This window comes from Cryobacterium sp. TMT2-4 (assembly GCF_004402575.1).
In the GTDB taxonomy this organism is placed as follows: Bacteria; Actinomycetota; Actinomycetes; order Actinomycetales; family Microbacteriaceae; genus Cryobacterium; species Cryobacterium sandaracinum.
Window position 1 is genome coordinate 50,342 of record NZ_SOGE01000029.1, and the last position, 15,029, is coordinate 65,370.

Consider the following 15,029-nt stretch of genomic DNA (forward strand, 5'->3'; position numbering starts at 1 on the left):
GGTGCCAGCCACCGCGCGCCACCAGTTTAGAACCCGCAGGTAACAGGGAGGTGTCCGGTTACGGTGACACCGGCGACGGGTGCCGCGACGCGTCAGATCAGACCGTGGCGGCGGAAGGCGTTCCAGACGCCGTCGCCCTGCACGGTGGTGGTGACCTCGTCGGCGTAGGCCTTGACGGCATCCGAGGCGTTGCCCATGGCGATGCCGACCCCGCAGACCTGCAGCATCTCGATGTCGTTGCTGCTGTCACCGATGCCGAGGGCGGATGCCGCGTCGAGGCCGAGCCGGTCGAGGAGCCGCAGGATCGTGGAGCCCTTGTTCACACCATTCAGCGTCACCTCGCCGCTGCCGCGCCCCATGTGCGGGATGGTTCCGGTGATGACATGGAAGTCTTCGCTGAGCGCGTCCGACACCCGGTCGTACGCCCGGAGGTCGCCGGCGAGGAACACCGACTTCGCGATGCCCGTGAGGCTGAAGGGGCGCACATCGGCGAAGGCCTTCAGCGCCGGGTGTGCGACGGCACCGGTGACGGATGCCGTCGCATACCCGGCTCCCGCCTTCCGCTTTTCGCCGGACGCGTAGTAGTCCGCGAAGCGGTCATGCACGCCGGGGCTCGGAAACAGCTCGTCAAAGGACTGCAGGTAGAAGTCGTACCCTGACTCCTCATAGAAGCTGATCATGCGGGCCACGGCCGCTTCGGGCATCGTGCGTTCGATCACGAGCTCATCGCCGATCTCCGCGAACCCGCCGCCGGAGCTGATGAAACCGTCGAATCCGATGTCGCGGATCGCGGGGTAGATCTCCACGGACGCCCGTCCGGTGCTGAGGTACACCAGGTGCCCGTTGTGCCGGGCGGCGCGCACCGCGTCGATCGCCGACTCCGCGATCATCGAGCCGGTCTCCATGAGCGTGCCGTCGGCGTCGACGAACGCGATGCGGGGGGAAATCATGAGGCACTCCAGACGAGGTGGTCTCCGGGACGTGTGCATCATCGGAGACGACCGGAGTGTGGTGATCGTATACATCGACGCTAGCTGCTGAGGCGTGTACCGCGTGACCGGATAACATCGGCGAACCGGTCGACAGAACTGTCGCCTAGCCTGAAGGGGTCCGGATGATCGTCTGACCGACACCGTCAGGGCTGCGGGCCAACGACGCCAAACGGCGCTCAGCATGCCCGAACCAGAAATGAGAACCACCATGACCGTTTCGAACAAAGTCGCACTCGTCACCGGAGCCGGGCAGGGAATCGGACGCGGCATCGCACTCCGCCTCGCCCAGGACGGCTTCGACATCGCCGTCGCCGACCTCGACTTCCAGGCAGAAAAGGGGGCCGGTGTCGTCGCCGAAATCGAGGCTTTCGGGCGCAGGGCCGTCTTCGTCACCGCCGACGTCTCCAACCGCGATGATGTGTTCGCCGCCGTCGACACCGCGGCCAAGAAGCTCGGCGGATTCGACGTGATCGTCAACAACGCCGGCATCGCCCAGGTCACGCCCATGCTCGAGGTCACGGCGGACGATCTGGAGAAGATCTTCCGCATCAACGTTAACAGCGTCGTCTGGGGGATCCAGGCCGCGGTCGCGAAGCTCGACGAACTCGGCCACGCCGGCAAGATCATCAACGCCGCCTCCATCGCTGCCATCCAGGGCTTCCCCATCCTCGGCGCCTACTCGGCCTCGAAGTTCGCCGTCCGCGGCATCACTCAGGCTGCCGCCCAGGAGCTCGCACCTCGGGGCATCACGGTCAACGCCTACGCCCCCGGCATCGTCGGCACCGGCATGTGGGACCTGATCGACGAGAAGCTCAGCGCCATCAACGGCAAGCCGCTCGGCCAGAACCTCAAGGAAAACGTCGACGGCATCGCGCTCGGCCGCATCGAGACCCCGGAGGACGTCGCCAAGATCGTGTCGTTCTTCGCCGGCCCCGACTCCGACTACGTCACCGGCCAGGTCCTGCTCGTCGACGGCGGGATGCTCTACAACTAGGGCCTGAAGCGCCCCGGGGAACGACGCTCAGTGACACCCGGAGGCGAGGTTGGGAGCAATCCGGACCTCGCCATCCGTGCGCGGACGCTGGGTATCCCTGGAAGGATTCGAATCCCCAACCGGTTCCCGGCCGTCGCCCTATTTCTTCTTCTTCGACTCGCTGTCGTCACTCGTTCGTCTGTTCAGCCGCAACCGTCGGCCGATCGCGATGTCCTCTTGTACCTTGTCGGCCACCTTGTCGCTCTTGCGGGTGTCCCGCGGCGGCAGCTGAAGTTCTTCTTCTGCGGCGATGCCCGCCTGCAGCTCACGGCCTTGTTCCAGCTCGGCGTCGAATTCGGCACCGAAGAGCAGGGCGAGGTTGGCTATCCGCAGCCAGAGCAGGAACACCACGATGCCGGCCAGGGAATCATACGTGCGGTCGTAGTTGGAGAAAATGGTGACGTAGAGGCCGAACAGGAATGAGGAGATCACCAGAGTGAGGAATGCAAGTAACGCACCCAGGCTGATCCATCGGAACTTGGGCTGCTGGGCGTTGGGGGTTGCCCAGTACAGGATTGCGATCCCGGCTGAACGCGCCGACGCACCCGGATGCCGACCACAGCGCCAACAGGATCCCGACGACGAGGGCGACGCCGACCGCCGGCGACGAGCTGAACTGCCCGAGCGGGGAACTGTGGGCAGGGCTGCGGTCGACGCTGCAGCGCTTTCACTGGGGATATCGCGAGGCCGGGTCTACGTCCCGATCAAGCGTCACCGGGACGGGACGGGGCTGCTGACGCAGCACATACCGCCAGGACGGCTTGGCGATCTCGCTCAGCGTGTCGGGTTTGCGGGAATCGTCGGGCGACGGTGCTCGCTCGCTTTTTTCGCGCACGCTATTTTTGCCATGGGTGCTCTCCTCGGCTTCGCCAGCGATCGACTCGTGCGCGCATCCGTTGCGCCGCCGCGGAGTGAGTTCGATTAGTTTCATTGACTCCGGGAAGGAATTCAAACCAAATCTGCACATCAGGTCAATCACACTATTTCCGTGACGAAACGGGAAATTCCCCGACTTTAAAGGAGGAAGTCGACCGCTCCGTGGACACGTCGACACAAGGGCGATGTGCTGGTCGGTCGGCATCGACCGATGATTAGTGGTGCCCCTGGAGGGATTCGAACCCCCAACCGTTTCCTTAGGACGGAACTGCTCTTCCGTTGAGCTACAGAGGCTGGCTACTGAAGTTTAGTGGTTGTCTGCCGGCGCCGCAGCGCACCGCTGCGACGCGCTTACGTCGGCGGGTACAGGAAGAGCGGAACCTCACTGGCCGACACGGTGCGCGTGTTGTACGCGTGACTGCCGTTCCAGTTGTATTCCTCGAGAATGACCGAGCCGTCGCTGTTGACCGACTGCACGTAGGCCACGTGGTTGTAGTTGAACCAGGCGACCGCGCCGACGACGGGAGTGTCGCCGGTGGCCCAGCCCTGGTCAGCCCAGGCGCTGGCCCAGTTGCTCGCGTTGCCGCCGCTGGGGGTGAGCTTGCTCCAGGTCCAGGTCCACGGGGAGCCGGTCGACCCGGCGTCGCGGTTGAGCCGATATGCCACGAAGTCCACGCATTCGCGGTAATAGTAGCCAAGCGGAGACAGCCCGCCGCCCTGGGTGTCGGTGGCCCGGTCGAACCACGGGTAGTCGTCGCCCTTGGCACGCACGCTGTATACAGCGAAGTCGGTGGCAGCCGATCGGGCTGCCTCGGCGGTCTGCTGGGCGGCCAGTGCACGCTTGGCCTCGGCATCCCGCTGGGCGAGTTCCTCGCTCGTGGTCGCCGTGAAACCGTCGCGAGCGACGGTGATGGCTGCGGCGCCACTGTCCACCGTGACATCCTGCGTGTCGGCAACCCGCGGAGTCGTCGAGGCGGTGTCGCTCGCACCGGGCGCGAACGCATAGGCCGGAAGGCCGGCGGTGAGGAACAGTCCCGGAATGGCCAGCAGGGTCACGGCGATTTTCATGGGCCGCCGGCGGCGCGACCGGGGCACCGGGCGGCTGACGGCCGGTGCGACCCACGGGGAAGCGACCGGATTGAGTCGGTTGCTCCGCGCCGCGATCGATGCCTTTTCGAGGTCCAGAGCCTTGGTTTCCGCCACCGCAACCGCATCGGGAATGCGCACAGCCACCGGCACGTCCATGCGCACCGGAGTGTTCACGGTGGCGTCGGCTCGGGTCTCTGCCGCCTCACGCTGCGCACGCAGTTCGCGGCGCGAGAGCGGAAAAATCGGGGTCTCTGGCGAACCAGAAGTGCCGGGTACGCCGGGTTGGGGCAAAAGAAGATCCTCTAACGCACCGAGATCGAGGTTCGGTGCTCCTCAACCATAGGCGACGGCGATCGGGAAGTCACCTTCGGGCGTTACATCCCTGTTACATTCGCGGGTCAGGCGGCAGGAGCAAGGAATTCATCCCACTGCGGTAACGGCCGCTCAGCGCCGCGCACCACCCAGGTCGTGCCGACCGGCAATCCCGGGTGGAACAAGAGTTTCCAGCCCATCTCGGCCGGCGTCCGGTCGCTTTTAAGGTTGTTGCAGCGCAGGCAGCAGGCCACGAGGTTGTCCCAGGTGTCCCGACCTCCGCGCGACCGAGGCATTACGTGGTCGATCGTGCTGGCGGTCTTGCCGCAGTACCCGCAGCGATGCTCGTCCCGGCGCAACACGCCGCGACGGCTGACCGGCACGGCCCTGGACCGAGGGATGCGCACGTAACGCGTGAGCAAGATGACGCTCGGTCGCTCCCAGGAACCGGAGGCGGCACAGATCGGATGCCCCTGGTCGGCCTGCACGATCGTTGCCTTGTGATTCATGACCAGCACGAGTGCTCGTTTGAAGGACACCACGGCAAGGGGCTCATACCCCGCATTGAGGACCAGTGTGCGCATGCGTTCCCTTTCGAAAAGGGCTGGACGGCTTCCAGCCATTCGAACTACGACAGTCAGTGAGAAGGAGCGAACAGGCAAACAAAAAGGGCGCCGTCACCATGACAACGCCCTACCGGCCACACGGTGTCCCTGACACGCGCAACTCAAGTTTGCTCGACTGCTCTGCCGCAGCGCGGAGCGGCAGCGCACATCCATGGTGTGGATCGTGCGCCGCTCGCGCATGGGCTCTCCCGAAAACTCGCAAAACATTAGAGCAACAGGTTAACCCACATTCGGCGCCACCGCGAAGTGCGGGACGCCGAATGTGCTAGGTGTTACGAAACATTCATCTGGCAGCCGGCCGGCTCGAATCTTCCGGCAGGCTCAGATGCCGAGCCGCACGATGTAGTACGAGCTGGTCCAGATCGGCTGCACGCGCACGGCCGCCCCCTCATACGGCGCATGCAGGATGTTGCCGTTGCCTGCATAGAACCCGTCGTGGCCGTCCATGATGACGAGGTCACCCGGCTGAGCCTCAGATTCGGGGATTCGGGTGCCCGCCGCCCCCTGCCCGGTCGAGGAATGCGGCAGCGAGATGCCGAACTGCGCGTAGACGTACATGATGAAACCGGAACAATCGAAGCCGGCCGGGGTGGCCCCGCCGTAGACATAGGGGACACCCTGGTAGCCGGCCGCGACACTGTAGACGGATGCCAGGTCGAAATTCGGGTATGCCGGGGCAGCCAGGTAGTCCGCCGACGACGGACCGGAATACGACGCGGCATAGGAGGTCATCGCGGCCGCGGCTTCCTGTCGGCGCCCCTCGGCTGCCGCTGCCTCGGACGCGGCAACGGCCGCCGCTGCTGCGGCCGCTGCCGCCGCCAGTTCCTCGGGGGTGGTGGCGGTGAACCCGTCGCGCGCGACGCTCACGGTATCGGCCGCGGCGGCGACCGCCACTGACTGCGCACCCGATTCGGTCAACTCGGCCGAGGCCGTTGACGCGTACTCCTTTTCGGTCGGCGCGAACGCATAGGCCGGGATGGCCATGGTCGCGACGAGGCCGCCGGCGAGAGTCATGAACACGATGTTCGCCACGGCGCCTCGGCGGCGTGACCGCCGGCCGGAACGGGGGCTGGCGGCCCGATAGTGGCTGAGCTCCGCGTGTTCATTGTCGTTGGTGATGGAAGCGCGGGTGATGGGAGGGCGGGTGATGGATCCGGTGGTGGCTACCGAGTTCGGGGCTCGACGGAAGATCTTCTTACCTAATGCGGCCAAAGTGATTACCTCCGACGCCTCGACAACACTAGGTAGTTGCCCCGTCCACTGCGCTCGTCGCGTGTGTAAGGAACGAATCAAGAGACGGGCAAGAAAGGCGTCTTGATCCGTGTCCGTCGACCGGAATCTGGACTGTGGACGACTCCAAGCTAACTGACGCTCATCCGTTTGTCACGCCGCAGGCTACTTTTTCTAACATATTGATAACAAAATTGTGGGGCGAGTGATCAATGGTGACGGGGCAGGCGGTGACCGCCGAATGGCTAGGCGACCGCTGCCGGCGTGGCGACGAAGATGTGGCCGGCGACCTCGTTGGGCAGTTCCAGTCCGTCCTCGAACCCATGCACCTGCACGAGCACATAGGAGCCCACGGCGGAGAAAACCCCCGTGGCCCCGGGGAGCACACCGGAGTTTTTCAGCTGGGCCAGGAGCTCGGGGTCGACCTGAACGGGTTCGCCCAGACGGCGCACCACGGCGGTGACCGGACCGGCAGATCCGGCGACCAGGTCGACGAGGCTCGTCACCCCGGCCATGAACGCGACAGCCGGCGAATCGCCCAGCTCATCGAGGCCGGGGATGGGGTTGCCATACGGAGACTCGGTCGGGTGATCGAGCATCTCCAGGATTTTGCGCTCCACCCGCTCACTCATCACATGCTCCCAGCGGCATGCTTCGTCGTGGACGAATTCCCATTCGAGCCCGATTACGTCGCTGAGCAGGCGTTCCGCAAGCCGATGTTTGCGCATCACATGCACGGCCTTGCTGCGTCCGTCGACGGTGAGCTCGAGGTGCCGGTCGCCGGAGACGACTACGAGGCCATCCCGTTCCATCCGGGCCACGGTCTGCGACACGGTCGGCCCGGAGTGCCCGAGGCGTTCCGAGATGCGTGCTCGGAGGGGAACGATGTGCTCCTCTTCGAGATCGAGAATCGTGCGGAGGTACATTTCGGTGGTGTCGATGAGATCCGTCATGCCCAGCGTTCCTCTCGGCTCGGTGCGTACTGCCCAACCTTATCGCCGCGAGAGCGGCCGTTAGAATCGCCCTATGTCGAACCTGATAATTCCCACGGAACTTCTGCCCGATGATGGACGATTTGGCTGCGGCCCGTCGAAAGTTCGAAAAGGACAACTCGAACACCTCTTAGAGTTCAGCGCGAGTGTGATGGGCACCTCCCATCGCCAGGCACCCGTCAAGAACTTGGTCGGTCGCGTGCGCACCGGCCTCGCGGACCTCCTTCGCGCCCCTGCCGGTTATGAAGTCATTATCGGCAACGGCGGGTCCACCGCGTTCTGGGACGCCGCCGCGTTCTCCCTTATTCTCCGCCGCAGCCAGAACCTCGTCTTCGGCGAGTTCGGCGGCAAGTTCGCCGCGGCCGCGGCCGCTCCGTTCCTCGAAGCGCCCGACGTGGTCAAGGCCCCGGCCGGATCGCGCAGCGAGTTCGTCGTGACCGAGGGTGTCGACGTCTACGCCTGGCCCCAGAACGAGACCTCGACCGGCGTCATGGCTCCGGTCACCCGCGTGGTTGCCGACCCCAACGCCCTGACGGTGATCGACGCCACCAGCGCGGCGGCCGGTATCGACTACGAGGCCGACCAGGCGGATGTCTACTACTTCGCGCCGCAGAAAAACCTCGCCTCCGACGGAGGCCTGTGGATGGCGCTCTTCTCCCCCGCCGCGATCGAGCGCGTCGAGCAGATCGCCGCGAGCGGGCGCTACATTCCCGAGTTCCTCAGCCTGAAGAACGCGATCGACAACTCGCGCCTCAACCAGACTCTGAACACTCCGGCCGTGGCCACGCTTCTTTTGATCGAGAACCAGCTCGACTGGATCAACGGAAGCGGCGGCCTGGCGTGGGCGTCCGCGCGCACCCTTGAATCGTCATCCGTTCTCTACGACTGGGCCGAGAGCGTGCCGTTCGCGACGCCGTATGTCACCGACCCGGAGCACCGGTCACAGGTGGTCGCGACGATCGACTTCGACGACGCGATCGATGCCGCCGCCATCGCCAAGACCCTGCGCGCCAACGGGATCTCCGACACCGAGCCCTACCGCAAGCTCGGCCGCAACCAGTTGCGGGTTGCCACCTTCACCGCGATCGAGCCCGGAGACGTGCGCCAGCTCGTCCGCTCGATCGAGTTCGTGGTGCAGAACCTGGGCAAGTAGGCCTCGACATGCGGCTCTGGCTGAGAGACAGTGAGCGTCGGCCAGACCCGCTGCCGGCTCGAACGAATTCCCGCAAGGCTTTCCTTGCGGGCTCCGCCGGCTGGCTAGTGGCGCTCGCGCTCGCGCTCGTCTTCCGGGACGAACTCGCCGCCGCCGGGGTGGGCTGGTGGCTCTGGGCTGCCCTCATCGGCCTCGGCCTCGGCCTGCTCGGGATTGCCTGGGTACGGTTCCGGCGCCGTTAGGGCCGCACCGAAGTCGATCCCGTCAAGCACATCTTCGCCGCGGTCTTCGTCGTCGTCTGACTCGTCGCCGTCGTCGCCGTCATCGTCGTCGTCGTCCGATTCGTCCTCGTCGTCAGATTCGTCGTCGTCGTCCGATTCGTCATCATCGCCCAACGCCTCGGCGTCGGCCACGGCCGCAGCCAGTTCCTGGGCCGTGCGGTAGTCGGCCAGGCGGTCAGACCACGGCACCCACTCCGGCGCGATCAGGGCGTCGTCGCCCGGCGTGAGCTCGGCTTCCAGAACCGACGGCTCGGAGCTCTTGTCCACCCGGGCGAGGGTGACCGTCCAACGCCAGCCCGGGTAGCCGGACAGGTTGCAGTCGAACAGCAGCGAGAGCACGTGCTCGCCTTCGACAAGGTGGCCGAGGGGTTCGCCGATGCTGTCGGCCGGCGTGATCTCCAGCAGCGCGGTGCGCGCCTGGTCGACCGCGGACAGCAGGCGCTCGTCGGCAGCGGCCTCAGGCATCGAGTTCCTCCGCGACCTTGCGCAGCATGGCCGCGATCTTGTGGCTGTGGGTTTTGTCGGGGTAGCGGCCGCGACGCAGGCTCGCTCCGATGCCGTCGAGGAGTTTCACCAGGTCCTCGACAATGACGGCCATGTCGTCAGCCGGCTTGCGGCTGAGTTTGACCAGGCTCGGCGGTGCCTCGAGAACGCGAACGGACAGCGCCTGAGCGCCCCGCTTGCCGTCGGCGATGCCGAATTCGAGCTTCGTTCCTGCCTTGACCGTGACTCCGGCGGGCAGTGCAGAAGCGTGGAGAAAGACCTCGTGGCCGTCATCAGAGGTGATGAAGCCGAAACCTTTCTCCTCGTCGTAGAACTTGACCTTGCCGGTGGGCATCTGGACCTCGCTGGATTCCGGGCGCGCGGATTGCGCGCCAACCACCCCCAGCCTATTCGGTCGGACCGGTTCCCGCCCCGTATCCTTGAGTCTGTGACCAATCAAATTCCACCCGCCGCGAGCCGGCTCGAACGCATCCTTGCTTACATGGTTGCGGGTGTGGTGGGTCTGTCCATCCTCGCGTTCCTTGCCGTCATCCTCGGCACAGCGGCCGGGGCCGGGGCGGACAACGGTTTCGGCCAGGGGGTCTGGCCGGCGGTGCTTGCTTTGCCGCTGTTTGGATTGCCTCTCGGATTCGTGCTGATCATCGTCCTCATGGTGATGTCCGGCATGCGTCGCGCTCGTGAGGCACGACAGAATAAGGAGTAGCAATGCTCACACTCGCTTCGCGCCTTCGGGCGCTGGATGACGCAACGTTGCGTCGCACGATCGACATCCGCATGGTCTCGGCCACGGGCATCCGTGATTTCTTCGACCTGGCCGAGGCTCTCCTCGAACCAACCGCAATCCAACGGGTGCTGGCACGGCTCGATCGGGCCACCCTCGCCGTTCTCGCCGTCGCCGGTGAGCTCAGCCAGGGAACGGAGGTCGGCACGGCTGCCGCGCCGTCGCTGTTCGACCTCGCCGAGCGCCTGTCCGAACTGGCAGGTTCGCCCGTCGACGTGGCCGAGGTCGCCGGCCGTGCCGCCGAATTGGACTCCCTCATGCTCGCGCGCCTGACCGACGGGCGGTTCAGTTCCTACCCGGCGGTGGCCGCGCAACTGCTGACCTGGCCGGACCTGGGCCTGCCGACCGCGCTCGAGCTGGCTTCGACGCCAGCACCCGCGGCGCTGGCCAGTGTCGACACCACCGATACCCGCTTCACAGACCGTCTCGCGGCGGAGCGTGCCTTCGCCGCGGTGTCCTCCATCGCCGAACTGGTCACCGAGCTCGCCCGCGAGCCGGCCAGGGAGCTCAGCCGGGGCGGGCTCGGCCTGCCCGACACCAAGCGTCTGGCCGCCGTGATGGGGGTCGAACTCGAATTCGTGCCCTCCTTCGTCGCGACCGCGGCCCGAGCCGAACTCATCGCCCATTCCGACGGCTACTGGAATGAAACCGAAGCCGGCGAGGCCTGGCTGCTCGAGAGCACCGCCCGCCGCTGGGCAACCCTGGCCGACGCCTGGCATGCGGCCCTGCCGCCGGATGTGCGCGGGATACTCGCCCGCCGGCCCGGCGTGTCCTGGGGCGACGTGCTGCGCAGCTTCGTGGCCTGGCTCTACCCGGCCGGCGGCCAGTGGATGGACGACCGGGTCACCGAGTTCGCCGAGGACGCCGAACTGATCGGCATCACCGCCCACCAGACCACCAGCCCGGCCGGTGCATCGGTGCTGGCCGGTGACCTCGAGGCGGCCGTCGCCACCATGGCGGCCGCGCTGCCGGCGACCGGCGGCGCGGTGTACCTGCAGAACGACCTGTCGATCGTGTCCCCCGGACCGCTCGCCCCCTCGATCGACAGCCGCCTGCGGGGGCTCGCCGACGTGGAGAGCCGGGAACTCGCCCTGAGCTACCGCATCACCGCCAACTCCGTGAACCGCGCCCTGGCGGCCGGCGAAAGCGCGGAGTCACTGCTCGATTTCCTGCGCACGGTCTCCCTGACCGGCATCCCACAGCCCGTCGACTACCTGATCCGGGAATCCGCCGCCCGCTACGGGCGCGTGCGCGTCGGCCCGACGGACCCGATGGAGTCCCCGGCCCAGGCCTATGTCCAGTCCGACGACGCGGCCCTGCTGAGCACCATCGCCGTGGACCAGACGCTCGCCTCCCTCGGCCTTGTGCCTGCCGAGGGCAGCCGACTGACCAGCCGGTTCCCCTCCGACGTGGTCTTCTGGGCGCTCAGCGATGCGCGCTACCCCGTCGCCGCGGAGGACGCCACCCATGAGATCGTGCACCTGCGCCGCCACCAGCTCGCTCGGGTCGTGCCGGTGGACGCCCCGGATCCGGCCGTCACCCTGGTCGAGAGGCTGCGTGCCGCCGATGGCGGCGAGGGCCAGGCAGCGGATGCCTGGCTCGCCCGCCAGCTCGACCTGGCAATCAAGGCGAAGCAGACCGTCGTCGTCAGCATCGCCATGCCCGGCGGTGTGGTGGTCGACTATCTGCTCGAGCCGGCCAGTGTGGGCGGCGGGCGTTTCCGGGCCCGAGACCGTCGCGCCGACATCGAACGCACGCTGCCTCTGTCCAGCATTATCAGCATCACGCCGGCGCCGTAGGTGCGGGCCTTCACGCTGACCGGGCGTAGGATTAACGGCTATGTCTGATGGCCCTCTGATCGTCCAAAGTGACCGTACGGTTTTGCTCGAAGTCGCCCACCCTCTTGCCGAGGATGCGCGCCACGACCTGGCCGTGTTCGCCGAGTTGGAGCGTGCCCCCGAGCACATCCACACCTACCGCATCACCCGGCTGGGGCTGTGGAATGCCCGCGCCGCGGGGCACGACGCCTCCAACATGCTGGCCACGCTCGAAAAGTACTCGAAGTTCGCCATCCCGCAGACCGTCAGCGTGGACATCACCGAGACGGTCGGCCGGTATGGCCGGCTCATCATCGAACGTGACACCGAGGGTCAGCTCATCCTGCAGAGCAACGACCAGGCCGTGCTCACCGAGATCGCCGGGGCCCGGCGCATCGCGCCCCTCCTGATCGGGCATCCGTCGCCGGACTCGTTCCTGGTCGAGCCGTGGGCGCGCGGCCAGCTCAAACAGGAACTGGTGAAACTGGGCTGGCCGGCCGAGGACCTCGCCGGCTACACGCCGGGAACGCCGCATCCGATCGGTCTTTTGGAAGACGGTTGGGCGCTCCGGGACTACCAGAACAAGGCCGTCTCCAGCTTCTTCGACGGCGGCTCCGGCGTGGTCGTGCTGCCCTGCGGGGCCGGAAAGACGCTGGTCGGCGCCGGGGCCATGGCCACCGCCAAGACCAACACGCTCATCCTCGTCACCAACACGGTCTCCGCCCGTCAGTGGCGCGACGAACTGCAGAAGCGCACGACCCTCACCGCCGACGAGATCGGCGAGTACTCCGGGCAGGTCAAGGAGGTCAAGCCGGTCACGATCGCGACCTACCAGATCCTCACCGCCAAACGGAAGGGCGAATACGCGCACCTCGAGCTACTCGACGCCATGGACTGGGGCCTCGTCATCTACGACGAGGTGCACCTGCTGCCGGCCCCCGTGTTCAAGCTGACCGCGGAGTTGCAGGCCCGCCGCCGCCTCGGCCTCACCGCCACCCTGGTGCGCGAGGACGGCCGCGAGGGCGACGTATTCAGCCTGATCGGCCCGAAGCGGTTCGACGCGCCCTGGAAGGAGATCGAGGCCCAGGGCTTCATCTCCCCAGCCTCCTGCTTCGAGGTGCGCATCGACCTGCCCCAGTCCGAGCGACTCAGCTATGCCGCCGCCGCCGACGACGAGCGCTACCGGATGGCCGCGACCGCACCCGCGAAGCTCGACGTCGTCAAGCGCCTGGTAGCCAAGCACCCCGGAGAACGCATCCTCGTGATCGGACAGTACCTCGACCAGATCGACGAGCTCGCCGAGGCCCTGAATGCCCCCAAGCTCACCGGTGCGACCCCTGTCGACGAGCGCGAGCGCCTCTACCAGGCCTTCCGAGTCGGCGAGGAGAACCTGCTCGTGGTGTCAAAGGTCGCGAATTTCTCGGTCGACCTGCCGGAGGCCACCGTCGCCATCCAGGTTTCGGGTTCCTTCGGCTCACGCCAGGAGGAGGCGCAGCGCCTCGGCCGGCTTCTGCGGCCGAAGGAGTCCGGTCTGTCCGCAAACTTCTACACGCTGGTGGCCCGCGACACCGTCGACCAGGACTTCGCCCAGAACCGCCAGCGCTTCCTCGCCGAGCAGGGCTATAGCTACACGATCCTTGACTCGCAGAATCTGGACGCGCAGGTCGTCTCCGTCTGACCGACGGTGAAACGGCCGGTCAGGCGGTCGGAGAGGAAGCCTTCCGGCGGGCATAGCGCAGGAACAGCATGTCCCCGGCGGTCAGCACGTGCAGCAGGGACATCTCCCGGGTGATGGCGGCGGGACCGGCGGAGATCCGTCCGGCCGGGCCGCCCTCGAGCACGGGGCTGACGGTGAGGCACAGCTCGTCGACGCAGTCGGCGTCGATCAGCGCACCGAACAGGTTCGGCCCACCCTCGCAGAGTATCTGCGCCAGACCGCGCCGAGCCAGCTCCGCCCGCATCAGCCGCGGGTCCACGACGTCCTCCCCGCAGACCAGCACGTCCGCCACCTCTGCGAGCTCCGCGCGTCGCCGCAGCGGTGACGCCGCGTGCGTCACGACCAGCGGCCGCACGGCGGCGTCCGCGAACAGCGAGTGGCTCGGCTCGAGGTCCAGCCGTGAGGACACGATGGCGACGGGCAGCTGCGCCGGAAGTCCGTGCCGGACCCGCCACGCGGCATCCGCGGGGCCCTGACGGATGCCGACGTACCCCTCGGCGCGCACCGTGCCCGCACCGACCACGATCACGTCAGCGAGCATCCGAAGGGTATCGAAGACGAGCCTGTCGTCGGCGTTCCCGAGCCCGCCACTCACACCCTCCCGGGTGGCGGCGCCGTCGAGGCTGGCGATAAAATTCACTCGCAGGTGCGGCAGAGTGCGGTCAGGCACCCGGTAACGGATGATCAGCTCGTCACGATCCAGCATCATCAGGCCAGGTTGTGGCGCACGTACGCCGGTTCGCGGAAGCCCAGGATCGCCTCGGTCATCCGCACGGCGTCGACCGCGGCGACGACGTTGTGCATCCGCACGATCCGGGCGCCCTGCAGGATGCTGTAGACGGCGGCGGCGAGCGATCCCGCGATCCGGTCGCCCCGCTCACGGTTCAGCGTCTCCCCGATGAAGTCCTTGTTCGAGACTGCGACCAGAGTGGGGTAGCCGAGCGCGGTGATCTCGCCGAGCCTCCGGGTCAGCTCGAGCGAGTGGTAGGTGTTCTTGTTCAGGTCGTGCCCGGGGTCAACGATGATGCGGGATGCCGGGACGCCGCGACTCCGGGCCAGCTCGATCCGTTCATCCAAGAAGGTTGCGACCTCGTGCACCACGTCGCCGTAGGTGGGCCCCGGCCACGGTGTGCGCGGCGGCGCGAGGCTGTGGGTGATCACCAGCGTCGCGTCGCTGTCCGCGACGACGTCAGCCATGGCCGGGTCGTGCACCCCGGTGGTGTCGTTGATCACGTGGGCGCCGGCGGCCAGGCTGGCGCGCGCCACGGCGGGATGAAAGGTGTCGACGGAGATGACGACGCCCGAGCCGCGCAGGGCCTCGACCACCGGGACGACCCGGTCGATCTCCTCCTCGATCGGAATGGACGGGCCGGGCGCGAATCTCGCCCCGCCGATGTCGACCCAGTCGGCGCCGTCCAGGATGGCGCGCCGGGCGGCCGTGACGGCCTCGTCAAGAGCGAAGGTCGCCCCCTTGTCGTAGAAGGAATCCGGCGTGCGGTTGACGATGGCCATCACGGCCACCTCACGGGAAAAATCGAACAGTCTCTCCCCGATCAGTCGCCGTGGATGGATCAGGTCGGGCAGCGCCGGGCCAGGTCGAGTGGTCGCGTTGTCCATGTCAGGTCC

At 66.8% G+C, this 15,029-nt stretch carries 16 protein-coding genes, 1 tRNA gene and 1 pseudogene; 6 read left to right on the forward strand and 12 right to left on the reverse strand.

Translation table 11 applies throughout. The features are described from left to right. Positions 1–92: 92 nt before the first annotated feature. A complete protein-coding gene (locus E3O54_RS08655; protein WP_166805234.1) occupies positions 93–950 on the reverse strand; it encodes a Cof-type HAD-IIB family hydrolase in 858 nt (285 codons plus the stop codon). A gap of 250 nt (positions 951–1,200) precedes the next feature. Between E3O54_RS08655 and E3O54_RS08660 the strand changes: the two genes are divergently transcribed. Further along, positions 1,201–1,986: an acetoin reductase gene (locus E3O54_RS08660; protein ID WP_134401416.1), complete on the forward strand. Its 786-nt coding sequence runs from the start codon at positions 1,201–1,203 to the stop codon at positions 1,984–1,986. 138 nt (positions 1,987–2,124) lie between these two features. Here E3O54_RS08660 and E3O54_RS08665 read toward each other — a convergent pair whose 3' ends face one another. The 7 genes from E3O54_RS08665 to E3O54_RS08690 all read right to left on the reverse strand — a co-directional run bounded on the left by E3O54_RS08665 (position 2,125) and on the right by E3O54_RS08690 (position 7,111). Beyond that, positions 2,125–2,703, reverse strand: coding sequence for a YihY/virulence factor BrkB family protein (locus E3O54_RS08665; protein ID WP_370247645.1), 579 nt, complete (start codon positions 2,701–2,703; stop codon positions 2,125–2,127). Then, positions 2,693–3,004, reverse strand: a complete 312-nt coding sequence (locus E3O54_RS16900; protein WP_241976812.1) for a hypothetical protein — start codon at positions 3,002–3,004, stop codon at positions 2,693–2,695. Before E3O54_RS16900 ends, E3O54_RS08665 begins: the two co-directional genes overlap by 11 nt. A gap of 116 nt (positions 3,005–3,120) precedes the next feature. Then, positions 3,121–3,195, reverse strand: a tRNA-Arg gene (locus E3O54_RS08670). A 57-nt stretch (positions 3,196–3,252) separates the two neighbouring features. Next, positions 3,253–4,146: a CHAP domain-containing protein gene (locus tag E3O54_RS08675; RefSeq protein WP_241976817.1), complete on the reverse strand. Its 894-nt coding sequence runs from the start codon at positions 4,144–4,146 to the stop codon at positions 3,253–3,255. 242 nt (positions 4,147–4,388) lie between these two features. Continuing rightward, positions 4,389–4,886 carry an HNH endonuclease gene (locus E3O54_RS08680; RefSeq protein ID WP_104100118.1) on the reverse strand — a complete coding sequence of 166 codons (498 nt, stop codon included), beginning with the start codon at positions 4,884–4,886 and terminating at the stop codon, positions 4,389–4,391. 363 nt (positions 4,887–5,249) lie between these two features. Continuing rightward, a complete protein-coding gene (locus E3O54_RS16630) occupies positions 5,250–6,140 on the reverse strand; it encodes a C40 family peptidase (RefSeq protein ID WP_241976819.1) in 891 nt (296 codons plus the stop codon). 263 nt (positions 6,141–6,403) lie between these two features. Further along, positions 6,404–7,111 carry a metal-dependent transcriptional regulator gene (locus E3O54_RS08690; RefSeq protein ID WP_134342244.1) on the reverse strand — a complete coding sequence of 236 codons (708 nt, stop codon included), beginning with the start codon at positions 7,109–7,111 and terminating at the stop codon, positions 6,404–6,406. Between the two features lie 73 nt (positions 7,112–7,184). On the opposite strand from E3O54_RS08690, the gene serC reads away from it, so the two are divergent. Further along, a complete protein-coding gene (serC, locus tag E3O54_RS08695) occupies positions 7,185–8,303 on the forward strand; it encodes a phosphoserine transaminase (protein ID WP_104100120.1) in 1,119 nt (372 codons plus the stop codon). An 8-nt stretch (positions 8,304–8,311) separates the two neighbouring features. Further along, positions 8,312–8,482, forward strand: a pseudogene (locus tag E3O54_RS16560) (DUF2530 domain-containing protein); the annotation flags it as partial. Here the strand turns inward: E3O54_RS16560 and E3O54_RS08700 are convergent. Together E3O54_RS08700 and E3O54_RS08705 are read right to left on the reverse strand one after the other, a co-directional pair. Then, positions 8,408–9,049 carry a DUF3027 domain-containing protein gene (locus tag E3O54_RS08700; RefSeq protein WP_134342243.1) on the reverse strand — a complete coding sequence of 214 codons (642 nt, stop codon included), beginning with the start codon at positions 9,047–9,049 and terminating at the stop codon, positions 8,408–8,410. The pseudogene E3O54_RS16560 and the gene E3O54_RS08700 overlap by 75 nt on opposite strands. Then, on the reverse strand, positions 9,042–9,422 hold the full coding sequence (locus tag E3O54_RS08705) for a cold-shock protein (RefSeq protein WP_104171911.1): 381 nt from the start codon (positions 9,420–9,422) through the stop codon (positions 9,042–9,044). Before E3O54_RS08705 ends, E3O54_RS08700 begins: the two co-directional genes overlap by 8 nt. Before the next feature lie 93 nt (positions 9,423–9,515). Here E3O54_RS08705 and E3O54_RS08710 point away from each other — a divergent pair, with 93 nt between their 5' ends. From E3O54_RS08710 to E3O54_RS08720, 3 genes are read left to right on the forward strand one after another with little or no spacing between them, the layout of a single operon-like run. Next, the gene (locus tag E3O54_RS08710) at positions 9,516–9,791 is read left to right on the forward strand and encodes a hypothetical protein (RefSeq protein ID WP_134342241.1); all 276 of its coding nucleotides are present in this window, start codon (positions 9,516–9,518) and stop codon (positions 9,789–9,791) included. Between the two features lie 2 nt (positions 9,792–9,793). Next, positions 9,794–11,668: a helicase-associated domain-containing protein gene (locus E3O54_RS08715; RefSeq protein ID WP_134342240.1), complete on the forward strand. Its 1,875-nt coding sequence runs from the start codon at positions 9,794–9,796 to the stop codon at positions 11,666–11,668. 40 nt (positions 11,669–11,708) lie between these two features. Next, positions 11,709–13,364 (forward strand): DNA repair helicase XPB, encoded by a 1,656-nt coding sequence (locus tag E3O54_RS08720; protein WP_104100124.1) that lies wholly within the window; start codon positions 11,709–11,711, stop codon positions 13,362–13,364. Positions 13,365–13,383: 19 nt separating this feature from the next. Here the strand turns inward: E3O54_RS08720 and E3O54_RS08725 are convergent, their stop codons facing one another. Beyond that, positions 13,384–14,112 (reverse strand): pyrimidine reductase family protein, encoded by a 729-nt coding sequence (locus E3O54_RS08725; RefSeq protein ID WP_134373905.1) that lies wholly within the window; start codon positions 14,110–14,112, stop codon positions 13,384–13,386. After that, positions 14,112–15,020 carry a dihydropteroate synthase gene (gene folP / locus E3O54_RS08730; protein WP_134373903.1) on the reverse strand — a complete coding sequence of 303 codons (909 nt, stop codon included), beginning with the start codon at positions 15,018–15,020 and terminating at the stop codon, positions 14,112–14,114. The genes E3O54_RS08725 and folP overlap by 1 nt, the downstream gene beginning before the upstream one ends. Between the last annotated feature and the right edge of the window lie 9 nt (positions 15,021–15,029).